At 61.3% G+C, this 24,018-nt stretch carries 18 protein-coding genes; 17 read left to right on the top strand and 1 reads right to left on the bottom strand.

The annotated features are described in order from the left end of the window. From J7557_RS14180 to J7557_RS14100, 17 genes are all read left to right on the top strand, one after another. Positions 1-1,200, top strand: a complete 1,200-nt coding sequence (locus J7557_RS14180) for an aminotransferase class V-fold PLP-dependent enzyme (RefSeq protein WP_291420708.1) — start codon at positions 1-3, stop codon at positions 1,198-1,200. 61 nt (positions 1,201-1,261) lie between these two features. Then, positions 1,262-1,987, top strand: a complete 726-nt coding sequence (locus J7557_RS14175) for a FadR/GntR family transcriptional regulator (RefSeq protein WP_291420707.1) — start codon at positions 1,262-1,264, stop codon at positions 1,985-1,987. Positions 1,988-2,486: 499 nt separating this feature from the next. Then, positions 2,487-3,770 carry an ABC transporter substrate-binding protein gene (locus J7557_RS14170; protein ID WP_291420706.1) on the top strand — a complete coding sequence of 428 codons (1,284 nt, stop codon included), beginning with the start codon at positions 2,487-2,489 and terminating at the stop codon, positions 3,768-3,770. Then, positions 3,770-4,732, top strand: coding sequence for a carbohydrate ABC transporter permease (locus J7557_RS14165; protein ID WP_291420705.1), 963 nt, complete (start codon positions 3,770-3,772; stop codon positions 4,730-4,732). The genes J7557_RS14170 and J7557_RS14165 overlap by 1 nt, the downstream gene beginning before the upstream one ends. Continuing rightward, positions 4,729-5,550 (top strand): carbohydrate ABC transporter permease, encoded by an 822-nt coding sequence (locus tag J7557_RS14160; protein WP_035085723.1) that lies wholly within the window; start codon positions 4,729-4,731, stop codon positions 5,548-5,550. Before J7557_RS14165 ends, J7557_RS14160 begins: the two co-directional genes overlap by 4 nt. Next, a complete protein-coding gene (locus J7557_RS14155; RefSeq protein ID WP_291420704.1) occupies positions 5,547-7,574 on the top strand; it encodes an alpha-amylase family protein in 2,028 nt (675 codons plus the stop codon). Before J7557_RS14160 ends, J7557_RS14155 begins: the two co-directional genes overlap by 4 nt. 109 nt (positions 7,575-7,683) lie before the next feature. Next, the gene (locus J7557_RS14150; protein ID WP_291420703.1) at positions 7,684-8,715 is read left to right on the top strand and encodes a LacI family DNA-binding transcriptional regulator; all 1,032 of its coding nucleotides are present in this window, start codon (positions 7,684-7,686) and stop codon (positions 8,713-8,715) included. A gap of 24 nt (positions 8,716-8,739) precedes the next feature. Further along, positions 8,740-9,795 (top strand): ABC transporter ATP-binding protein, encoded by a 1,056-nt coding sequence (locus J7557_RS14145; protein ID WP_291420702.1) that lies wholly within the window; start codon positions 8,740-8,742, stop codon positions 9,793-9,795. After that, complete coding sequence (locus tag J7557_RS14140) at positions 9,795-12,053, top strand: glycoside hydrolase family 95 protein (protein ID WP_291420701.1); 2,259 nt, start codon at positions 9,795-9,797, stop codon at positions 12,051-12,053. The genes J7557_RS14145 and J7557_RS14140 overlap by 1 nt, the downstream gene beginning before the upstream one ends. Before the next feature lie 278 nt (positions 12,054-12,331). Continuing rightward, complete coding sequence (locus J7557_RS14135; protein WP_291420700.1) at positions 12,332-13,396, top strand: ABC transporter ATP-binding protein; 1,065 nt, start codon at positions 12,332-12,334, stop codon at positions 13,394-13,396. Between the two features lie 7 nt (positions 13,397-13,403). Further along, complete coding sequence (locus tag J7557_RS14130; RefSeq protein ID WP_291420699.1) at positions 13,404-14,399, top strand: LacI family DNA-binding transcriptional regulator; 996 nt, start codon at positions 13,404-13,406, stop codon at positions 14,397-14,399. Positions 14,400-14,546: 147 nt separating this feature from the next. Then, complete coding sequence (locus tag J7557_RS14125) at positions 14,547-16,979, top strand: glycoside hydrolase family 2 TIM barrel-domain containing protein (RefSeq protein ID WP_291420698.1); 2,433 nt, start codon at positions 14,547-14,549, stop codon at positions 16,977-16,979. Then, on the top strand, positions 16,969-17,919 hold the full coding sequence (locus J7557_RS14120) for a sugar ABC transporter permease (protein ID WP_291420697.1): 951 nt from the start codon (positions 16,969-16,971) through the stop codon (positions 17,917-17,919). The genes J7557_RS14125 and J7557_RS14120 overlap by 11 nt, the downstream gene beginning before the upstream one ends. Next, positions 17,913-18,851, top strand: a complete 939-nt coding sequence (locus J7557_RS14115) for a carbohydrate ABC transporter permease (protein WP_291420696.1) — start codon at positions 17,913-17,915, stop codon at positions 18,849-18,851. Before J7557_RS14120 ends, J7557_RS14115 begins: the two co-directional genes overlap by 7 nt. Before the next feature lie 63 nt (positions 18,852-18,914). Next, positions 18,915-20,540, top strand: a complete 1,626-nt coding sequence (locus tag J7557_RS14110; protein WP_291420695.1) for an extracellular solute-binding protein — start codon at positions 18,915-18,917, stop codon at positions 20,538-20,540. A 100-nt stretch (positions 20,541-20,640) separates the two neighbouring features. After that, positions 20,641-21,678 (top strand): glycoside hydrolase family 95 protein, encoded by a 1,038-nt coding sequence (locus J7557_RS14105; protein WP_291420694.1) that lies wholly within the window; start codon positions 20,641-20,643, stop codon positions 21,676-21,678. A gap of 57 nt (positions 21,679-21,735) precedes the next feature. After that, positions 21,736-22,890 (top strand): glycoside hydrolase family 95-like protein, encoded by a 1,155-nt coding sequence (locus J7557_RS14100; protein WP_291420693.1) that lies wholly within the window; start codon positions 21,736-21,738, stop codon positions 22,888-22,890. Positions 22,891-22,981: 91 nt separating this feature from the next. Here J7557_RS14100 and J7557_RS14095 read toward each other — a convergent pair whose 3' ends face one another. After that, a complete protein-coding gene (locus J7557_RS14095; protein ID WP_291420692.1) occupies positions 22,982-24,007 on the bottom strand; it encodes an aldo/keto reductase in 1,026 nt (341 codons plus the stop codon). Positions 24,008-24,018 lie beyond the last annotated feature (11 nt).

The raw sequence follows: 24,018 nt of genomic DNA, 5'->3' as shown, positions 1-24,018 counted from the left end.
GTGTCCGACAATCTTGCCCGTCAGTTCCTCATTCGCGAGGACGTGACTTTCCTGAACCACGGATCTTTCGGCGCCTGCCCCCGTCCGGTCTTTGCCGCTTATCAGGCGCTGCAGCTCGAACTCGAAGGCGAACCGGTGGAATTTCTGGGCCGCCGCCTCAACGACCTGATGCGGACCCCGCGCGAGGCCGTCGCTGCCGAACTCGGGTCCGATCCCAACAATATCGCCGCCGTCATCAACGCCACCAGCGGTCTCAACATCGTCGCCCAGTCGCTGCCGCTCAAGCCCGGCGATCAGATCCTCACGACCGATCACGAATATTCGGCGCTCGAAAAGACCTGGGCCTATGTCTGCCGCAAGACCGGCGCCGAGATTGTGGTCGTGAAGGTGCCCATGCCGCTCGTGTCCGAGGAAGCTTTCACCGACGCGGTCACCGAAGGGATGACCGACCGCACCAAGGTACTGTTCCTCAGCCACATCACCTCGCCGACCGCCCTCGTCTTCCCCATCGAACGCTCCCTCGCCGAAGCGCGAAAGCGCGGCATCTGGTCAGTCATCGACGGCGCGCATACGCCCGGCCATATTCCGCTCTCGCTCGACACGCTCGGCGCCGATTTCTATTCGGGCAATTGCCACAAGTGGATGATGACGCCCAAGGGTTCGGCCTTCCTCCATGCGCGGCCCGAGGTGCAGGGCCTGCTCGATCCGCTCGTCATCAGCCATGGCTGGACCAAGGAATCCAAGGAACCCGGTGCACTGGGTGCCTTCGGCAATTCCCCCTTTATCGACGGTATTGAAATGCAGGGCACGCGTGATCCCTCGGCCTGGCTTGCCGTGCCTTCGGCCATCGCCTTCCGTAAGGAAAACGACTGGACTTCCATTGCCGATCACTGCCGCCAACTGGCGCAGGATACCGCGCGCCGCCTTGGCGAGCTGACGGGGCTCCCCCCGCTCAGCAGCCCGGAATTCTCGGCGCCACAGATGGTCGCCATGCCCATCCCCGAATGCGACACGGCCGAAATCCACAAGCAGCTGTTCGAGCGCTACCGCATCGAAATCCCAGTGTTCAAGTGGCAGGATCACTGCATCGCCCGCGTCTCGGTTCAGGGCTATAATTCCCGGCCACAGATGGACAAGCTGATCGATGCCCTCTCCGAACTCCTCGGTCTCGACAAGGCGAGGGCCGCCGCCACTGGCTAGGGCTGACAAATGGCGCAAACTGTGGTGAAGGTGGCCCGCGCCGAAGTGAAGGAATAACGCCGTGAGCCAGGCTGCCCTGGATTATCTCCAGCCGCTGGAAACCCGTACCAGGGGCATGGCGACGCTCGACGCGCTGGCCGACATGGTCGAGCGCTCCGGGCTCAAGATCGGTGATCGCCTGCCACCAGAGGTGTCGCTGGCGGCAACGCTCGGCGTCGGCCGTTCCACCATCCGCGAAGCGCTCAATCGCTGGGAAGGTCTTGGCATCATCCGTCGCCGTCGCGGCGATGGCACCTATCTTTCGGCCCGCGTGCAGACCTCACGCGGCCTCGTGCCCACTATGGTGCGCCTCGAAGGCGAAGCGCTGCTGCGCCTCCTCGAAATTCGCCGCACACTCGAAAACGACGTGGTGCGCAAGGCGACGATCAAGGCGACGCGCGAGCAGCGCCAGGAAATCTCGCGCCTATGCGATGTGCTCTTGGTGGAAGTCTATGCCGGCCGCCCCTGGCGCAAGGCTGACCACGCCTTCCACGGCGCCATCTATGACGCCTCGGGCAACCCCATGTATGGGCAATTGCTCGTCAACCTCGATCATGCCCTGGAACGCGGGGGCTCATCGCCCTTTGCCGCCGACGTCTTCGGCCTCGATTCCTTCCCGATCCATCGCGACCTGGCCGACGCCATCCTCGCGGAAAGTCCCGACGCCGCCGTCGGCGCCATCGGCCGCATCATCGATGTGGTCGAGCGCGAGGTGCAGGCCATCATCGATGGCGACAAATCCAGCTAGGGCTCGCGGGTCAGCATTGCTGCGGCCGCCTGGACCACCAGCATTTTTGTTCCCAGTGCTGCGGCTTGCCACGTCTCCTGAACCATACACATGCACTGGCTATGCCAGCCAGCATAGCTGCGATGATCCCTTTCTGCTTCCGAGTTCATGCGAATTCCCTCGCCATAGGTCCTGGACCTTAGTCAGGACCTCCGGTGCGTAGACGAGAACGAGCTGAAGCGGTTCGTGGCGGCGGCCGCGAAGCGAGCGCGCGGATACTGGTGACGTGCCGTCGATGCGGTCATCACGTCCATCGCCTTTCGATGATGGACAGCAACTCGCGGTGAGTCCGCGTTTTCTACAAACACTCTTGCACCTTGTGAATTCGCGCGCGCCAAGCCGGTTGCGTCCCTTTGGCAGCCCGATGTCAAATTCCTATTGCAAAGTTGGTCGTAGTTGATAACGTTTCAACTTACTTGACGGAAGCGGCGATACAGCCGCGTCAAGGGAGGAGAAAATCATGTTCAACCGCACTTTGCGGCGCCGTACCGTCATGGCCGGCGTCATGCTCGCAGCTCTTGCCGGGGTCAGCCCATCCGTCCTCGCTCAGGATCTCAGTGGCGAGCTCGTTATCCTGCAGTGGCAGACCGGCACCGACGGCCAGATGTGGAAAGACGTCGAAGCCAAGTTCATGGAACTGCATCCGGGCGTCACTATTCGCGAGTTCCTGCCCGCCGGCACTCAGGGTGATCCGCGCGGTGGCATCCGCACCGCCCTTCTTGGTGGTGAGGTCGTTGATATCATCATCAACACCTGGCCCGCTTTCCGCGCCGAACTCGTCAATTCCGGCATCCTGCGGCCGATCGATGATCAGTGGGCGAGCTTTGGCTGGGACGACAAGCTGAGCCAGTCCTGGCGCGATCTCGGTTCGATCGACGGCACGACCTATGGCATCACCTATACCTACGGCGACCGCTCGGCGATCTGGTACAAGACCGCTCAGCTCGAAAAGGCCGGCATTACCCCGCCTGCCACGTGGGACGAATTTCTTGCGAGCTTCGACAAGCTCAAGGCCGCCGGCTACCCCGCGCCGGTCGTGATCCCGGCAAAGTACTGGGCCCATACCGAATGGTTCGAAACGCTGCTGCTGCGTACGGCCGGCGTCGAGGCTGCGGCCCAGTTGGCGGCGCATCAGATCCCGTGGACCGATCCCAAGGTCAAAACGGCGCTGATGAAATATGCCGAAATGCTGCAGGCCGGGTGCTGCGCGGAACCGGCAACCATGCTCGCCATCGAGCAGCCCTATCCGACGCTCTATACATCCGAAGATTCGAGCTACCTGCTTTTCGGCATGTGGACCAATTCGGCGCTGAAGAACGATCTCGGGCTCACGGAAGGCGTCGACTATTCGATCTTCCAGTTCCCGAGCCTCGGCATGGGTTTTGACGACACATCCAGCGTCGACGCCAAGGAGTTGAACGTCACCACCAATGGCGCCAATCCCGCGGCGGCGGATGCCTTCCTCGACTTCATCGTCGGTCCGGAAGCCTCCAACATCATGGCCAACTATGGCTATGCCTCGCCGAGCACCGCGATGGATGCTTCCCTGCTTGGCCCGGTGCAGACCATCGCAACCGGCGCCGTGTCGAGCTCCAAGGTGCAGTTCGTGCTTGGCGATCTGCTGCCGGGTGACCTTGTCGACGAATATCGCGTGCAGTTGCAGAAATTCCTGCAGAACCCGACTGAAGCCACCGTCGATGAAGTTCTGGCCGCGATCGAGGCCAAGGCAGCGACGGCCTACTGATGACGCGGTCTGTCGCAGAAGCGGTGACAGACCAGTCGGGAGTTTCCTCCCGCGCTGGTGGTGGACGGCTTCGGCTGCCCACCACCAGCGGCTGGCGCATCAAGGAGGCGCCGGCGGCCTGGTTGCTCATTGCGCCCGTCATCATCCTCTTCGGCATATCGGTGGTCTATCCGCTGATCGACACCATTCGCCTCTCGTTCTTCGACATAAAAGGCCTGGCGCCGGCCAAATGGGTCGGCATCGGCAACTACATCACGCTCTTCAATGACCCGACCTTTCGCGGGACACTGCTTACGACGCTGATTTTCACGCTCGGCACGACGGCCATCTCCGTGAGCCTCGGTTGGGCGCTGGCGATGCTCTGTGCCTTTGCGCCGGTCCACACGACCCCGTTCCGCGGCATGATGTTCGTGACCTTCGGCATTTCCGAAGCGGTGTCGGGCTATATGTGGCTCAACATCCTGCGGCCGGATAAGGCCGGTCTGCTCAATGCCATTATCGGCATTTTTGTGCCCGGCTATGCTCATTCCTGGCTCGGCGATCCTAATACTGCGCTCTGGGCGCTAATCTTTGTTGCCTCGTGGAGCGGGGTCGGCCTGCCGCTGATGCTGTGCTTTGCGGCAGTGCAATCCATTCCCAAAACCGTGCTTGAGGCCGCCTATATGGATGGCGCCAAGCCAACCTCGATCATGCGGCACATCATGATGCCGCTGTCGCTGCCCGGCGTACGCGTCGCAATCTTCATCAATCTCCTCGGTGCTCTGCGCGCCTTCGACATCATCTATGTGATGACGGGTGGCGGACCCGTCCGCGCGACGGAAACCGTGGGCTACTTCATGTATCGAGAGTCCATGACCCAGTTCAAACTGGGCTATGGCGCCGCCGCGACCGTGGTGCTGCTCGTTGCCGTGCTGATCATCTCCATCCCCGCCATCATCCAGCGTACGGCAGGTGCCAAATGATCGGCCGCATTCACTGGTGGACCGTCATCCTTGTCGGCGTGATCGCGACCATCTGGATCATTCCGGTGCTCGGGATTGTCGTGACCTCGCTGCGCCCGCCGAGCGAAGTGGCGCTCGGCTGGTGGCGGCTCGACACCTTCAGCATCACTTTTAGCGCTTGGATCAGGGTCTGGGATGAATATCCGCTGGCGCAGGCTTTCTGGTTTACCGGCATGCTGGCGGCGCTGGCGACTCTCGGCACCATGCTCTTGGCTCCCGTAGCGGCCTACGCCTTCCATTTCCTGAAATTCCCGTTCCGGCGGCTGTTGCTGATCCTGATCATCAACGCCTTCGTGCTGCCGCAGCAGGTGGTGGTCATTCCGCTGTTCACGCTGTGGCGGGACCTGAAGCTGATCGACAATATCGCGGCGGTGCTGATCCCCTATATCGGGCTGAGCTTTGCGTGGTCGATCTTCCTCGTGAAGAATTTCCTTGAGGATTTTCCGAAGGAACTCATCGAGGCCGCCAAGATCGATGGCTGTGGCCCGATCTCGACGCTGCGCCATGTGGTGCTGCCCAATGCCACGAGCCCGATCTTTGCCGTGGGCGTGCTGCAGTTCCTCTGGACCTGGAATGCCCTGCTGCTGCCCATGCTTTACCTCCGCAGCATGCAGCCGCTGCCGGTGCTGCTGACCAAGGTGGCCGGCACCTATGAGAGCAATTGGGACCTGCGGAGCGTGGCGGCCATCGTCACCACCATCGTCCCGCTCATCGTCTTCGTCATTTTCCAACGTCAATTTGCCGCCGGGTCGCAGACCCGCACAGGGGCCAAAGAGTGACCAAAACCCGTACCAACAAGCCGATGCGTTATCGCCAGATTCATTTGGATTTTCATACGTCCGAGCACATCCCGGATATCGGGAAGGATTTTGACGCCGCCGATTTTGTCGGGACGCTGAAGAAGGCGCATGTCGACAGCATCACCGTCTTTGCCAAGTGCCATCACGGCTGGGCCTATTATCCGACCAAGGCCGGCGCGCCGCATCCGAACCTGTCGCGGCCTGACCTCCTCGGTGAAATGGTGGACGCGCTCAATGCTGCCGACATCGAATGCCCGATCTACATCACCGTGCAGTGGGACGAGCGCAATGCGCGGCTGCATCCGGAATGGCGCGTGCGCTCCGCGACGGACAATCGCTTCGATCCGAGCCAATTGAAGGCCGGCTGGCATACGCTCTGCCTCAACCACAAAGCCTATCGCGACGAACTGCTGGAAATGGCCCGCGAAGTTGCCAGCACCTATGCGACGCCGGGGATCTTTTTCGACATCGTCCTCGCGCCGGATTGCGTCTGCGAGGAATGTCTGCAGACCATGGATGCGATGGACCTCGATCCCGAAATCCATGCCGATCGCCTGACCAAGGACGAATGGGTCAATGAGCGTTTCCGCACGGAAATGAGCACGGCGCTCAATGCTGAATTCCCAGGCCTCCGCGTGTTCTACAATTGCGGCCATATCCATAAGCAGGGGCCGGAGCGCTTTGCGCCCTATAGCCACCTCGAACTCGAAAGCCTGCCCACAGGCGGCTGGGGCTATAATCACTTCCCGGCCAGCGCGCGCTATGCGGCAACGCTTGGGCTCGATTTCGTCGCGCATACGGGCAAATTTCATACCTCATGGGGTGAATTCGGCGGCTTCAAGCATCCCGATGCGCTGGAGTTCGAAGCCGCGCAGATGGTGGCGCTGGGGTCGAAGTGCCTCGTGGGTGACCAGCTACATCCGAGTGGGGCGATCAACCCCGATACCTATGCGTCCATTGGGCCGGCCTATGCCCGCATCGAGAAGCTCGAGCCCTATCTCGAAGACGCGCGGCAGGTGTCCGAGGTAGCAATCCTCTCGGCCGAATATTTCCACCATGCCGGCGATCGCAACAACAATGCCGACGATGGTGCGGCGCAGATGTTGCAGGAACTGCAGCGGCCGTTTGATGTCATCGATCCCTCGGCTGATTTCTCAAAATATCGGGTCATCATTCTGCCTGACGAAGTGCCGGTCGAGGACGAGCTGACCGAGCGCCTCAATGCCTATGTGCGGGGCGGCGGCAAGCTGTTGCTGAGCGGGATTTCGGCACTGCAGGACGATGGCTCATTTGCCGTGCCCGCGGGCATCCGCAATGTCGGGCCGGTGGATTTCGATCCGTCCTACCTGCGGGCGAGTTCAAAACTCGATCGCTCGATGACCACCTCGCCCTTCGTCGTCTATGGACGCGCGCAGGCGATCGTGGCGGAAGGCGCCGAGGTTTTGGCAGAGGTGGTGCCGCCCTATTTCAACCGCAGCTACAAGCATTTTTCGTCTCACGCGCATGCGCCGGACGATGTGGCCGCGGCTCCGCTCGGGGCTGGTGTCACCATCAATGGTGGCGTCGCCTATGTCGCCTATCCGATCTTCTCGATCTACCGCGCCATGGGGCAGCCGCTCTATCGCTATATCATCCGTGGTCTGCTGGACCGGCTGCTGCCTGATCCGGCGTTGACGACGGACCTCCCGAGCTCGGGTCGCGCGTCACTGACCCATCAGGATGCGCGCGGGCGGCATGTGCTGCACATGCTCTATGGGGCGCCGCAGGTGCGCGGCAATGCCGTGCCCAATCGCGACGGTGTTCGCGTGATGGAGATGATCGAGGACATTCCGGCAATCGGCCCGGTCAGCGCCAAGGTGCGACTGCCCGCCGCTCCGAAGCGAGCCTATGAGGCCGTATCGGGCACGCCCCTTGAAGTCACCGATTTCGGCGACGGCCAATATGGCGTGACGCTGCCGTCGCTGCGTATCCATGCCGCCGTGGTGTTCGAACAGAATGCCTGAGATTGCCGCATATCGGCCGGCTTTCGTGACAACCCGGCCCGTTGCGGACTATGCAAGCAGAAGGCGCCCGGCCCATGCCGCGCGGGCGCGTTCACCAAGGAACAAAAGAATGACCGACCAAGTGATCACCAGGGCCCGCCCGGCCACCATTATCGATGTCGCACGGGCAGCCGGAGTCGCCGTCGGTACCGTCTCGCGCTACATCAACGGCCAGCCGATCCGCGGCGGCAATCGCGAGCGCATCGCTCAGGTGATTGACGAGCTGGGCTACCGACGCAACAGCGCCGCGGCTTCGATGAAGACCAATACGACGCATATCGTTGGCCTCTTGGTGCCGGCGGTGGGCGAGTTTCATGCCGCGCTACTCGACAGGCTGACCCGTCACATGCGCCAGACCGGCCGGGCGGTGCTCTGCTATTGCCACGATACCGAGCCGACCTCGTTCATGGAGGGGCTGGAATTCTTCGCCGGGCATCGCGTCGATGCCGTGGTGATGGATGGCAATGAGGATCTGCGCCAGCGGTTGAAGCCTTACATCGCCGAGGGCATGCTCGTGGTGCTCTATGACAATGACCTGCCGGACCTGCCGGCCGATCGCGTCTTTGTCGAGAACCGTCGCGCCAGCAATCGGCTGGTCGACCATGTGCTCGATCTCGGCCATGAGCGTGTCGCCATCATCCATGGCAATCTCAGGGACTCGGTGGCGCGCGATCGCCTCGAAGGCTATCGCGATGCGCTAAAAGCCCATGGCGTGCAGGAATATCCCGAACTCGTGGTCGATGGCCGCTGGAACGACAATCACGGCTATACCTGCATGGGCGAGCTGATGGCGCTGCCCAATCCGCCGACGGCCGTGTTCGGCGCCAATTACAATATGAGCATCGGGGCGCTGCGCTGGCTGCGCGAGCACGATGTGTCGATCCCCGAAGACATTTCACTGGTGAGCTTTGACGATGTGCCGGCCTTTTCGGTGCATCGGCCGGGCATTACCGCCGTCGGCCAGCCGGTCGACAAAATCGCCGAGGCCATCGTGTCGACCCTGACCGAGCGGCTGGGCCCCAATGGCTCGCTCGGCAAAAGAACCATGCGCATCGATGCGGAAATAACCTTGAGAGGCTCGACCCGTCGCCTCAGACGGTAGAGGGCCCGCCTGGAGGAGGTGAGAATGGCGAATGTTGCGCTGAGTGAAGTCAGCAAATCCTACGGGAGCCTGGAGGTCATCGAAGGCCTTAACCTCAAAATCGAGGATGGCTCCTTCACCGTTTTCGTCGGCCCCTCCGGATGTGGCAAGTCCACCCTGTTGCGCATGATCGCCGGCCTCGAACCCATCACCAAGGGCACGCTTGAGATCGACGGCAAGACCATGAACCAGGCCGACCCGATCGAGCGCGGCGTCGCCATGGTGTTTCAGAATTATGCGCTCTATCCGCATATGACGGTGGAGCAGAATATCGGCTTCTCCCTCCGCATGGCGGGGCTGACCAAGGACGAGATCGCGGCGCGCGTTGCGACAGCGGCAAAGACGCTGCAGATCGAGCCGCTGCTGAAGCGTAAGCCGGGGCAGCTTTCGGGCGGCCAGCGCCAGCGTGTCGCCATCGGCCGCGCCATTGTTCGCGATCCCGAAGTCTTTTTGTTCGATGAGCCGCTCAGCAATCTCGATGCCGAACTGCGCGTCTCCATGCGCGTCGAAATCGCCAAGCTGCACAATCAGCTTGGCTCGACCATGATCTATGTGACCCACGACCAGACTGAAGCGATGACCCTTGCCGACAAGATCGTCGTCATGCGGGCCGGCAGGATCGAACAGGCGGGCACGCCCGAAGAACTCTACGACAACCCCGACAATCTCTTCGTCGCCGGTTTTATCGGCTCGCCGCGCATGAATTTTCTGCGTGGCACGCTGGGCGGCGGGCAGGTGAAACTCGAAACCGGCGGGGCGCTGCCGGCGGGCGGCACGGAAGACAAGGTGCTGGTCGGCGTTCGCCCCGAGCATTTTGTCGAGGCCGGGCAAGGCGCAGCCGATATCGCGGTTGCCGTCGATGTCGTCGAAAATCTCGGCGGCACGCGCTTCGTCTATGGCACGGTTTCGTCCGGCGAAAGCATCGTCATCGAGGCGCGGGAGCGTCTGGGGCTCAAGGCCGGCGACACCATTTCCTTCGGCATAAGGCCCGAGCGGGCCATGCTTTTTTCAATTTCTGGCACGCGGCTGCGGAACATCTGATGACAAACATTCTCTGGTATCGCCAACCGGCCACCGAGTGGACGGACGCTCTCCCCTTGGGCAATGGCCGCCTTGGCGCCATGGTGCATGGCGGCGTCGGCCGCGAGGAATTGCAGCTCAACGAGTCAACACTGTGGTCCGGCGGCCCCTATCAGCCGACCAATCCCGAAGCGCTGCCCAATCTCGCCAAGGTGCGCGAGCTCATCTTCGCCGAACGCTATCGCGAGGCGCATGACATCGCGCAGGCGCATCTGCTGGCAAAGCCCTATCTGCAGATGAGCTATCAGCCGGCGGGCAATCTCTTCGTCGATTTTCGCCATGAAGCCGTGCCGGGGGGTTATGAGCGAAAGCTCGATCTGACGACGGCGGTCGCGACGACGCAATATACCCTGCTTGGCTCCGGACTCGACCCGGATGCGCCGGTGTTTACCCGCACCGCGTTTTCGTCAGCCTCCGACGATGTGCTGGTGTTACAGCTCGAATGTTCACTTCCAGGGAAACTCGATTTCGAACTCTGGCTCGACAGCCCGCAGCCGGGCGATCTCGTCGGTGACAAGCCGGAAAGCCTCAGCTATCGCGGCCAAAACTTTGGCAAGCACGGCATTGAGGGCCGACTGACTTTTGGCATCGACGCGCATCTGCGGATCGAAGGCGGCAGTATCGAGCGGCGTGGCCGTCGCCTCGTCGTGCGCGACGCCACCAAGGCGCTCATCCTCGTCGATATCGCCACCAGCTTCGTGCGGTTTGACGATGTTTCCGGTAACCCGGAAGCGCGCCTTACGGCCGGACGCAAACGGTATGATGCGCTCGATTTCGACGCGCTGCTCGCTCGCCACATCGCAGCACATCGCGCCCAATTCGATCGCCTCGATATCGACCTCGGTGAGGGGCGCAGCGATCTGCCGACCGATCAGCGCATCGCCAATTTTGCCAATGGCGACGACCCCGGCCTTGCTGCGCTCTACGTGCAATATGCGCGCTACCTGATGATCTCTTCGAGCCGGCCGGGCACGCAGCCGTCCACCCTGCAGGGCATCTGGAACAAGGACACGCGGCCGCCCTGGGGCAGCAAGTATACCGCCAATATCAATCTGCAGATGAACTACTGGCTGCCTGATCCGGCCAACTTGCCAGACATGGTGGAGCCGGTGCTGCAGATGGCCGAGGAACTGGCCGTCACCGGCGCCGAAATGGCGCGGGCCCACTATGGCGCCCGCGGCTGGGTGATGCACCACAATACTGACATCTGGCGCGCCACCGGCCCCGTCGACGGCGCCTACTGGGGCGTATGGCCGACGGGCGGCGCCTGGCTGATGGCGCAGCTCTGGGACCATGCGCGCTTTGCCGGGCGGCCGATCGATCTTGTCCGCAGGCTCTACGGTCCGCTCAAGGGCGCGACCCTCTTCGCCCTCGACACTCTGGTGCCCATGCCGGGTTCCAACTATCTCGTCACCAACCCTTCCATCTCCCCGGAAAACCGCCATCCGCATGGCGCCTCGCTCTGTGCTGGGCCGACCATGGACAACCAAATTCTGCGCGATCTGCTTGCTGCGTTCGCTCAGGCCGCGGAGCAGTTAGGGCAAGACGCCGATATCGCGGCCGAGGCTCTGGAGGCGCGGGCACGACTTCCGGAACATCGCATCGGCAAAGCAGGGCAATTGCAGGAGTGGATGGAGGATTGGGACATGGAGGTCCCCGAAATCCACCACCGCCACGTCTCGCATCTTTATGGGCTCTATCCCAGCGATCAGATCACGGTGGATAACACGCCCGACCTCGCCGCCGCCGTACGCCGTTCGCTCGAAATCCGCGGCGACGAAGCGACCGGCTGGGGCATCGGTTGGCGCATCAATCTCTGGGCGCGCCTGCGCGAGGGTGAACACGCCAAGGCCGTACTCAATCTCCTGCTGAGCCCGGCACGCAGCTACAACAATCTCTTCGATGCTCATCCGCCCTTCCAGATCGACGGCAATTTCGGCGGCGCGGCCGGGATTCTCGAAATGCTGGTGCAGTCGAACGAAGACGAGATCTGGCTGTTGCCCGCCCTGCCGCGAGGCTGGACGCGAGGAGCGATACGCGGCGTCCGCGCCCGCGGCGGGGTCGAACTCGACTTCGCCTGGGAGGATGGGCGCGTGACCTGGATGCGCGCCCGCAGCAACAATGACCGGAGCGTCCGCATACATGCTGGCCATCGGGCAATTCCGATGCATCTGAGGTCAGACGCTGACGCTGTTCACGATTTTCTAGAGCCGCTCTGAGGCGGTGATCGACCATGGTCTGGGCGATGTTTTTTGGCTCAGCCCGGACCGCTGGTCTGCCGCGTGACTGCTAAGCTGCCGCTTCGTGGAGAGCAACGATCTCCCTCCATGCCGTTGCTGGTTTTCCTATGTGATCTCCTACGGCACCGGCAGTGGACCGCTTGTGCAGCCCGTGCCGCCTTCTCCATGCGCAGCCCTAAAGCGCGAGGTGACATCATCCGATTGACTGCGTCACTTTCGAGCCCTATCGTGAACGTTCACGGCCATGGGAGGATGCGGTGGCGGGTGTTGAACTGAGCGGTGTTACCAAGGCTTTCGGCGGCTTCCATGTAATTCATGGCCTGGATCTAAAGATCGACGACGGGTCGTTCACCGTATTCGTGGGGCCTTCGGGTTGCGGGAAGTCGACGCTGCTTCGCATGGTCGCGGGGCTGGAGGATGTCAGTGGCGGGGTCGTCAGGATCGGCGGAACGGATGTGACAGATGCCGATCCGGTCGCCCGAGGGATCGCCATGGTGTTCCAGAACTATGCCCTCTATCCCCATATGACTGTTCGGCAAAACATCGGCTTTCCGCTTCGCATGCAGGGCGCGGCGAAAAAGACGGTAGAACAGCGCGTGTCAGAGGCCGCGGAAATTCTTCAGCTTGGGGAATTGCTCGAGCGCAAGCCGGCGCAGTTGTCGGGTGGGCAGCGGCAGCGCGTCGCCATTGGCCGTTCCATCGTGCGTAATCCGGACGTCTTCCTTTTCGACGAACCGCTGTCGAACCTTGACGCAGAACTGCGTGTGTCGATGCGCGTCGAGATCGCCAAGCTCCACAAGACCTTGGGTACGACGATGATCTATGTCACCCATGATCAGACCGAAGCGATGACGCTAGCAGACAAGATCGTGGTGCTGCGGGCCGGGCGGATCGAGCAGGTGGGTACGCCCGTCGAACTTTATACCAATCCCGCATCTTTGTTCGTTGCCGGGTTCATTGGTTCGCCGCGCATGAATTTCCTCAGCGGAACCTATGTCGACAGCTTCGTGACGCTGGTAAACGGCGTGTCCTGGCACGCAGAATTGGACATCGACGGTTCTGCCGAAATCTTGGTGGGGGTGCGGCCGGAGCACTTTGTGCCCGGGCCGGCTTCGGTCTCGCTGCCGCTCAGCGTTGACATCGTCGAATATCTGGGCGGCACACGTTACGTTTATGCCGCTTTGCCTGGAGAAAGCCCCCTGACTATCGAAGACCGTGGTGCGGATGATATGCAGTCGGGAAGCTCGCGTGAATTCCCCCTCGATACATCCAAGGCGCTCTATTTCACGCCTGAAGGAAAGCGCCTCTACGCTCTGGGATAAAGCCTTCATGGCCCGAAAGATTACCATCAATGACGTTGCTGCCGTGGCAGGCGTGTCGCGGGGCGCCGTTACGCGTGCGTTGAACGACAAGGCCGATATCAGCCAGGAGACCAAAAAGAAGGTTCTGGAAGTGTCGGCACGGCTTGGATACAGGCCCAGTCGGTTTGCTCGCAATTTTGCGGCGCGCACCAAGACGATCGCCATAGGCTATGTCGTCGCGTCGTTTCGCAATCCTTATTACACCGATCTTGCCGCCGACATCCTACAGGAAGCGAAGCGCCGGGGCTGGCAAGTTGTCATCACGGCGACGGAAGGCATGGATGAGGAAGAGGCGCTCGAACTTCTTTCCGATCAAGTCGATGTCATCGTCGGACACAGCGGTCTCGAACTGCCGCGATTGAAGCTGGCGGCACGCGGACTTCCTGTGGTGTTGCTGGAGCGGGGAAGTCGAACCGCCGGAATTCACTCGCTCGAACTCGATTGGCGAAGCGGGATCAAGATGGCCGTTGAAGCCCTCTACGAGCGAGGTGCCAGGCATATCGGCATGATCGACTCCGACTATAGCCTTCGCGCCAATAGGGGCTATGTCCCCTCTGAGCGCCGGGGTTATTTCGAAGAGTTTGTGCGGCCTGTTTCACGTCAGGCGGTTGTCTGGGGAATGGAGACTTTCGCGGGCGGTGCCGATACGCTCAGGGCCCTGCTGGCAGACCATCCGGAAACGGACGCTGTGCTGGCCTTCAACGACGTCATGGCGATAGGGGCGGTGCAAGGCGCTCACGCCCTCGGAATCGATGTTCCCGGCCGGCTGAAGATTCTGGGTGTCGACGGCCTGTCACTTGGTGAAGCCATATCACCGAAGTTGAGCAGCCTGGCGACTGATCGTGTCGCCATATCGATCCAGGCACTCGACATCGTGGAGGAGCTCTCAAAGCATCAGTTCCGGGAACTGCCATCGATCCACCGGCGGATCGAACCAAAACTGGTTTGGCGTGAATCAGCCTGAACCTTGACAGATGCCGCTCAAGGCATCTATCGTGAACATTCACGAAAAGTTATTGCATCGACTCCGTCGTCTTTGAATCGCCTTCAAGCGGGGAAACAACAAAAACAAGACCGTGAACATTCACGGAAATTGCGTAGTGGAGGAGAAATGGCCGAGGCGCCACTCCAGAAGTCATTGGTGAATACCGGCTGGGTATTTGGGTACGGCGATTTGCGCGAGGTGGACGACCGCGATGACGAGCGCTGGTATGACGTCGGCCTGCCGCACTCCTTCGGCATCCCCTATTTCATGGACACGCAGTTTTATGTCGGCAAAGGCACCTATGCGCGTGATATCGAAATCCCGCAGGACGCCATCGGGCTCTTCCATGGCCTCGAATTCATGGGTGTCTTTCAGGATGCCACGATTTACGTCAATGGCCGGGAAGTTGGCCGGCACCGCGGCGGCTATACCCCTTTCCTGATCGATATCTCTGCCGCCGTACAGGTGGGCACAAACCGTATTGTCGTTCTCGTCAGCAACGAATGGGATGCCCAGCTCGCGCCACGCGCCGGCGAGCATACGTTCAACGGCGGCATCTATCGCGATGTCAGCCTGATCGTCGGTGCCAAGACGCGGTTTGCCTGGTACGGCACCTTCGTTCGCTCGACGCCGAACGAGGATGGCTCGGCTAGGCTCGATATCGAGACCGAGCTCGTCAACCATTCGCAGGAAGCCTTTCGCGGTCACCTCGCCAGTGCGGCCTTCTTCGACGGGGCCGAGGTGTCGCACGACACGATAGACGTCGACCTTCCTCCTGGGGCGTCGGTGACTGTCAGCCAAATCATGACCGTTGCCGACGCTCATCTCTGGGACGTCGAGCATCCCTATCTCTATCGTCTCGACCAGGCGCTCGAGCGTAACGGCGTCGTCGATCGCGCATCCACCTCGTTCGGCATTCGCGCGATCCGCTTCGATGCGAACGAAGGTTTCTTCCTCAACGGTCGCCATCTGTTGATCCATGGTGCCAATGTGCACCAGGATCGCGCCGGCTGGTCGGACGCGGCGACGCACGCCGGCATCGCGCGCGATGTGGCGATGATCCGCGACGTCGGGATGAACCTAATCCGCGGCTCGCATTACCCGCACCATCCAGTGTTTGCCGACGAGTGCGACCGGCAGGGCATGCTGTTCTGGTCAGAACTCTGCTTCTGGGGCACGGGCGGCGAGCCGTCCGAAGGGTTCTGGACGGCCAGCGCCTATCCCATCCACGAGGAAGACCAAGCCGGCTTCGAGGCCAGTTGCCGGCAGGCGCTTGAGGAGATGATCCGCACTCACCGCAACCATCCCTCCATCATCACATGGAGCATGGGCAATGAGGTGTTCTTCACCGCTGAGAGCGTCGTTCCGAAGGCCAAGGCTTTCACGCAGGATCTGATCGACCTGACGCATCGCCTCGATCCTACCCGCCCGGCCTCGGTTGGCGGCGCGCAGCGGCGGGATTTTGACCAGCTCGGCGACCTCGTCGGCTACAATGGCGACGGCGCGACCCTCTTCCACAATCCCGGCCGCCCGAACCTCGTCTCCGAATATGGCGTCAGCTTTCAGGATCGCCCCGGCAAGTTTGCGCCGCACTATACCGACGAAGTCGAAAAACCCTATCCATGGCGGGCCGGCATCGTCCTTTGGTGCGGCTTTCATCACGGCAGCATCATGCCGGAGATGGGGCGCATGGGCTTTATCGACTATTTCCGCGTGCCGCTGCGGTCCTGGTACTGGTACCGCGAAAATCTCGCGGGCATCCCGTCGCCGGTCTGGCCGCAGCCGGGAACGCCCACGGCTCTGCGCCTGACGACGGATCGGCAGTTCATTGCCACGGATGGAACGGACGACGCGTTTCTCACAGTGGAGCTGGTGGGGGCTTCGGGCGAGCGCGTGGCCGTCGATCAGGCTGTACGCCTGGAGGTCATCGAAGGCGGCGGCATATTTCCGACCGGTACCGCGCTTGAACTGTCGCCGGAAAACAAGGGCTTCGTCGACGGCATCGGCGCAATCGAGTTCCGGTCCTACTATGCCGGGCCGATCGTCGTTCGTGCGACCAGCGAGGGAGTGCCCGCGGCCGAGTTGAGGCTGATGGCGACGGGTGACGTGCCGTGGACGGGCCAGCATCGCCGCCTCCAGACCCCGCCGCCCAGCACCAAGGGCCTTGCGCACGCGGTAGGCGTTCGCCTGCTGTCGGAAAAGCGGCCCGTCTACGCGTCGAGTTCCGACATCGAACGGCCGGCGCACCTGATCACCGACTATTCCACCGACCTTGGCTGGATGAGTGCCGACACCCATCCCGGCGCCTGGGTACGTCTCGATCTTGAAGGGCAATGGGCCGTCAACAGCATCGAAGTGACTTTCGGCGTCCACGGCGGCGTGCCGTTCCTCGTCGAAACCGAGTCAGACATGCATGGCAAACCCGGTTTGGCCGCGGCAGGCAACACATCGATCGAAACGGTCAAATACCTGGTTCTGGGCAAGAAACTGCGCGCCGTGATCGTGCGCTTTCCGGAAGCGCCGGCCGAAATTGCAAGGATCGTGGTCCATGGCAGTTAGCGAAAATGGAGACGAGATCGATCGCCGGGGCTGGCGCTATAGAGCGCGGCGCAGCTGGCAGCGCCACTGGCAGCTTTATCTGCTGATCCTGCCGCCGCTCGTCTATTTCGCCATCTTCAAGTATCTGCCGATGGTCAACGCGATCATCGCCTTCAAGGACTACAATGTGGTTGCCGGCGTCTGGGGCAGTCCCTGGGCGGGGTGGAAGCACTTCAGCAGCTTCTTCGGCAATCTGGTGTTCTGGCAGTTGATCCGGAACACCTTCACGCTCTCGGCTTATTACGTGCTCGCGAGCTTTCCCATCCCGATCATCCTGGCGCTGGCGCTCAACGAGGTGCGGCTGCGCGCCTTCAAACAGACAGTGCAGCTCGTCACCTACGCGCCCTACTTCATTTCCACAGTCGTCATCGTGTCGATGACGATCCTGATCCTGTCGCCGCGTATTGGTCTTGTGGGTGACGTGTTCGGCCTTTTCGGCGTGCCGGCCGTCGATTTCCTGGGACGCGCCGACTATTTCCGCCACGTCTATGTCTGGTCCGATATCTGGCAGACGACGGGCTATTCGGCCGTGATCTACATGGCAGCACTCGCCAGCATCGACCCCTCGCTCTACGAGGCTGCCAAGGTCGATGGGGCGAGCCGCATCCAGAAGATCATCCACGTCGATATCCCGGGGCTGATGCCAACGGCGATCATCATCCTGATTCTGGGCGTAGGCAACATCATGCAGGTGGGCTTCGAAAAAGCCTTCCTCCTGCAGAACCCGCTCAATCTCAGCCAGTCCGAGATCATCTCCACCTACGTCTACAAGACGGGTCTGCTGAACGCCAATTTCAGCCTCGCCACGGCAATCAATCTCTTCAACGCCATGATCAACCTGGTCCTGCTCGTCGGGGTGAACGCCGTGGCCAAACGTGTGACGGGGAGGAGCCTGTGGTAGCTTTCAATCCAGACGAGACGAGCGAGATCGCCCGAGCGCGTCTCAAGAAGCGCTCGCTCAACGTCCAGCTCGTGGACCGGCTGTTCGTGGCGGCGGTCTACATTCTACTCGCGACGTTTCTCGCAATCGTGCTCCTGCCGCTGATCTATATCGTCGCCAGTTCCTTCAGCAGTCCGCAGGCGGTATCCGCGGGCCGGGTAGGGCTGTGGCCCGTCGATTTTTCGCTGAGGGGTTATGAAGTCGCCCTGCGCGACCCCAAGATCGTCAGTGGCTTTCTCAACTCGATCTTTTATACGGTCGCGGGAACGCTGATCAGCGTGGTCCTCACCATTGCCGTGGCCTTTCCACTCTCCCGCGTCGACTTTTTCGGCGGCAGCCTCATCACCAAGCTGATCGTCTTCACCATGCTGTTCTCCGGCGGGCTCATCCCCACCTATATGGTGGTCCGCTCGATGGGCATGCTGAATACCCCGTGGGCGATGATCATCCCCAATGCCATTGGGGTCTGGCAGGTGATCCTGGCGCGGGCCTATTTCCGCGATGCGATTCCGAAGGAACTTTATGAGGCCGCACGCGTCGACGGCGCCGGCGACATCCGCTTTCTTCTGTTGGTGGCCATTCCACTCGCCAAGCCGATGATTGCCGTGATCGCGCTTATGTACGCGATCTGGCAGTGGAATTCGTATTTCGACGCGCTGATCTACCTGCGGACCGATGCGCTCCATCCGCTGCAACTCGTCCTGAGGAACATCCTGATCCTCAACACCCAGTCCAATCTGGGTGATGCCACGGCCATGTTGGAGCGCCAGCAACTGGCCGACTTGCTCAAATACAGCCTCATCGTGATTTCCACGGTTCCGGTCCTGCTCATCTACCCCTTTGTCGCGCGCCATTTCACCAAGGGCATCATGCTTGGTTCGGTGAAGGGCTAGCGCAAAAGACTTCCGGGGGCGGGGAGGCCCCCGGCGAGACACGCACATAACGAGGAGATATTGATGCGTTTCAACCTGAAGGGCCCTCTGGCCACTACCTTGCTTCTGGCCACCACGGCCTTCACGCCATCGCTGGCGATGGCGCAGACCAGCATCGGCGTGTTCGCGCCGCAGACCGCGACCATGGACCTCAACAGTGCCTGGTTCACCACCGAGGTCGAGAGCAAGTTCAACGTCGATCTCAATTTCGAGACCACCGGCTACGATGGGACCGCAGCGTCCGAAAAGCGGCAGATTTCGCTCGCCAGCGGGGACTATCCCGAGACTTTCATGCTGATCAACTGGGTCGACCAGTTCAGCCAGGCCGAGCTCATCAAATACGGCCAGCAGGGCCTGATCATTCCGCTCAACGACCTGATCGCCCAGCATGCGCCAAACATCCAGGCGGCCTTCGAAAAGGAGCCTGAATTCCTCAAACTGGCCACGGCCCCAGACGGGAACATCTACGGCCTGCCGCAGTGGAACGACTGCTTCCACTGCTCCTATTCGTCAAAGTTCTGGATCAATACCGACTGGTTGAAGAAGCTCGGCCTCGAAATGCCGACGACGACCGCCGAATTCAAAGACGTGCTGCTTGCGTTCAAGAACGGCGATCCAAACGGCAATGGCCGCGCCGACGAAATTCCGCTCTCCGCCAATACCGTCGACAAGCTCGTTCCCTATTTCATGGGCTCGTTTGAATACGATCCACGCGGCACATCGTCGCCGATGATGCTCGCGCTCAACGGCGACAAGGTACAGTTCCAGGCCGTGCAGGATGGCTGGCGCGATGGCCTCGCCTATCTCGCGGACCTCTACAAGGAGGGACTAATCGACCCGGGCGCCTTCACGCAGAACCGCGAGGCTTCGCAGGCTCTCGGCAACAATGCTGAAGCCGTCATCATCGGCAGCGCCACGGCCCAGCATCCGGCTCTGTTCGTCACCGTCGGACAGACGGACGGACGCGACAAGAACTATGATCCGGTGCCGCCGCTCGCCGGCCCCGAGGGCCTCGCCTATACCTCCTATAACCTCGCCAGCATGCCCGGCGCAGCCTTTGTCATCACCAACAAGGCGACCGAAGAACAGCAGATCGCGGCCATCAAGATCGTGGACTACATGTTCACCATGGAAGGTCACGCGGGCGCTGAATATGGCAAGGAAGGGGAACAGTGGTTGCGTCCCGTCGAAGGCGATCTCGCGCTCGATCCTGACTATCCGCCGCTTTACAACCAGCTCCCGGTCGATCCCAACGCGCCGCCGACCAATGCGGCATGGGGCGCCATGGGCCAGTATTTTAGCGACAAGGAATGGCGCGGCGGCCAGGTCCAGCCCAACGAGATCTACGAGCCGGCCGGCTTCGAGCGGCGTCTGTTCGAGGCAACGTTGCTCTATGAAGGCAAGTACCCGGCCGACCAGCTGTTCCCTTACTGGAACATCTGGACCGATCCTGCCACGGCCGACGAACTGGCTCAGCTGCAGGTGAATCTTCAGAACTATGTCACCCAAGCCAATGCCGAATTCGTCACCGGGCAGCGTGACATCAATGACGATGGGGCGTGGGCGGCCTACCTGGCCGATATCGAAGGCCTGGGCCTCACCCGGTATCTCGAACTTTACCAGACCGGCTACGACGCTTCGGCGAAATAGCAATCTCAGGCCGGTCGCAGTCCCTGGTGCTTCCGGCCCTGAACATTGGTCGCGTGCGCATACCGCGCACGCGACCTGCTCTTTTCGTCACGAGGCCAAGATGACAGCGCTGAAACTTTGGTACCGGCAGCCGGCGATCGAGTGGACGGATGCCCTCCCCATCGGCAATGGCAGGCTCGGCGCCATGGTGCATGGCGGCGTCGGGCTCGAAAACCTCCAGCTCAACGAGTCGACCCTGTGGTCCGGTGGACCCTATCAGCCTACGAATCCGGATGCGCTGGCACACTTGCCGCGGGTGAGGGAACTGGTGCTGGCGGGCAGATATGCCGAAGCCGAGACCCTGGCCAATGAGCGCCTGATGGCGAGGCCGCTCGTACAGATGAGTTATCAATCTGCTGGAAACCTCCTCGATTTCCAGCATGAAGCCATTCCAGGCAGCTACCGGCGAGAACTGGACCTCGAGACCGCCGTGACGACCACCAGCTATAGGCTCATGGGCACGGGGATTAGCGAGGACGCGGCGGTCTTCACGCGCGAATGTTTCGTTTCTGCCGCAGACGACGTGCTGGTGGTGCGGCTCACCAGTTCGCGCCCAGGCATGCTTTCGTTCGAAACCTGGCTCGACAGCCCGCAACCCGGTGAGATGCTCGCCGGCGACGCGGTCACGCTAGACTATCGCGGTACCAATTTTGGCGAGCAGGGCATCGCTGGCGCTCTCAAATTCGGGATCGGCCTCTCGCTGGGGCTGGATGGCGGCCTTTCGGAACGGCGTGGTCGTCGCCTCGTGGTTCGCGGCGCGACATCCGCGGTGCTTGTCCTTGATATCGCAACCTCCTTCCGCCGCTTCGATGATGTGAGTGACGACGTGGACGCGGCGCTTGCGTCGCGATCGGCCGCACGGTGGAAGGATTATGAAACGATGCGTGCCGACCATATCGCGGCGCATCGGAAACTCTTTGACAGGATGTCGATCGATCTGGGCCCGGAAACGCTCGATGTGCCGACCGATGAACGCATCGTGCGCTTCGTCAGTGGCGGCGATCCCGGGCTGGCCGCATTCTATGTCCAGTATGGCCGGTATCTGATGATCAGTTCGAGCCGGCCGGGCACTCAGCCGGCAAACCTCCAGGGCATCTGAAACCGATCCACCCGGCCACCTTGGGGCAGCAAATACACCGCCAATATCAACGTTCAAATGAATTACTGGCTGCCCGACCCGGCGAACCTCGCGGAGTGCTTTGAGCCGTTCCTCGACATGCTGAGGGACGTTTCAAAGTCCGGAGCGGAGATGGCTCGCTTCCACTACGGCGCGCGAGGCTGGGTACTGCATCATAACACTGACCTCTGGCGCGCCACCGGACCAATTGATGGCGCGCAGTGGGGTTTGTGGCCGACAGGCGGCGCCTGGCTCTGTGTACAGGCCTGGGATCACGCGGTATACGACGGCCAGACCAAGGAGATGGCACCGACGCTGTTGCCGGTCATCGAAGGGGCGGTGGGCTTTTTCCTCGACACGCTCCAACCCCTCCCGGGAACAGACCTGCTTGTCACGGTTCCATCGGTTTCGCCGGAGAATGTCCATCCCATGGGCGCCTCGCTTTGCGCTGGCCCGACCATGGACAACCAGATTCTGCGCGATCTGTTCGATGCCTATCTTTCGGCATTGGCAGCGGCCGGCGTTGCCGGCGCGCTTGAAGACGAGGTTCGATCAGCCAGAGATCGATTGGCCGCTGATCGGATAGGGCGTGGCGGACAATTGCAGGAATGGCGGGACGATTGGGATCTAGACGCTCCGGAAATAAACCACCGCCACGTCTCCCATCTCTACGGTCTTTATCCAAGCCAACAGATTGACAAGAACGCGACCCCAGAAGTCGCCGCGGCGGCAAGACGATCGCTGGAAATGCGTGGCGACGACGCGATCGGCTGGGCTATCGCCTGGCGCATCAATCTCTGGGCGCGGCTCGGCGAGGGAGATCATGCCCATGACGTCCTCAAGTTGCTGCTCAGCCCCGAGCGAAGCTACAAAAACCTCTTCGACGCCCATCCGCCATTCCAGATCGACGGCAATTTTGGCGGAGCAGCCGGCATTCTGGAAATGCTGGTGCAGTCGCATCCGGGCTATATAGACCTGCTGCCGGCGCTGCCGAGCGCATGGCATTCGGGATCAATTCGCGGCATTCGTGCGCGGGGCGGCATCACGATCGATATGGAATGGCGAGACCTGCGGCCGCTGACCATAACACTGCACTCCGACCGGGCACAGGAATGCGTCCTGCACTGGGCGGGACGCGCTCAATCGGCAATGCTAGCCGCGGGTCAGCCGGTAACCACCACGATGGAGGAATGAGCGAAAGGGAAAGGGCAGGGGGGCACGGCGACGTCCAACCCCTGGCTGTTATTCCAGCCCGGAGCAGCCGGCTGCGCCATTTGTCGCGCCTTTACCGTCCACCCTCAAGTTTCCGGTGCCGTTGATTCACACCGCCTTCGCCATAGGGGTAGTCAGACATTCTTGGTTTGCTGACCGCACTTAGCGTCGCGATTTCATCGGGTGTCAACGACAGCTCGGAGGCACCGAGGTTATCCGCCAGTTGGTCGGTCGTCCTGGCCCCGAGAATGACCGAAGTCACTGCGGGCTGCGCGGCAACCCAGGCAAGTGCCACCTGCGCCATTGTTGCCCCGCGGGCTGCTGCGATTTCCTCGACTGCACCAATGACTTCCCAGGTTGCTGCGTTGCCGTTGCGCTTGTCGAACGCTTCCATGCCACGCTTGGGATTTTCCCCAAGTCGTGAGGCACCCGTTGGCATCTCATCGCGCTTGTATTTCCCGCTCAGCCAACCACCGCCAAGCGGCGACCACGGCAAGAGGCCTATGCCGGCATCCTGCGCCGCAGGAATGATCTCATGCTCTATATCGCGCACGAGCAGATTGTATTGGGGCTGCAGCGAGACGGGCGGCTGATAGCCTCCGGCTCTGGCTTGCCAGACGGCCTTGGTCAACTGCCAGCCAAGGAAATTCGAAAGGCCATAATAGGCGATCTTCCCGCTGCTGATCGCGTCGTCGAGAAAGCGAAGAGTTTCGTCCAGTGGCGTCAGGGCGTCGAAGGCATGCATCTGATATAGATCGATATGTTCGACCTGGAGACGCTTCAGCGAAGCATCGAGCGCTTCGCGTAGATTCTTGCGCGAAAGCCCCAAGTGATTTGGCCCATCACCCATCGGAAACCGACCTTTGGTGGTGATCACAAGATTCCGCAGTGGCTTGCCTTTCAACCACCGACCAACAATTTCCTCGGACAAGCCAGCGCCATAAACGTTGGCGGTATCGATGAAATTTCCGCCTGCCTCAACGTAGTTGTCCATCAACCGAAACGAGGTTGTCTCGTCCGACTCTGCGCCGAAGGTCATGGTTCCGAGGCAATAGGCCGAAACGACCGAACCAGTGTTGCCGAGCCTGCGATAATCCATCTTCCACCGTC

The sequence above is a fragment of the Devosia sp. genome, from assembly GCF_017744655.1.
GTDB lineage: Bacteria > Pseudomonadota > Alphaproteobacteria > Rhizobiales > Devosiaceae > Devosia.
Note: the sequence above shows the minus strand (reverse complement) of the source record. Positions and strands in the feature narration are given on the sequence as shown.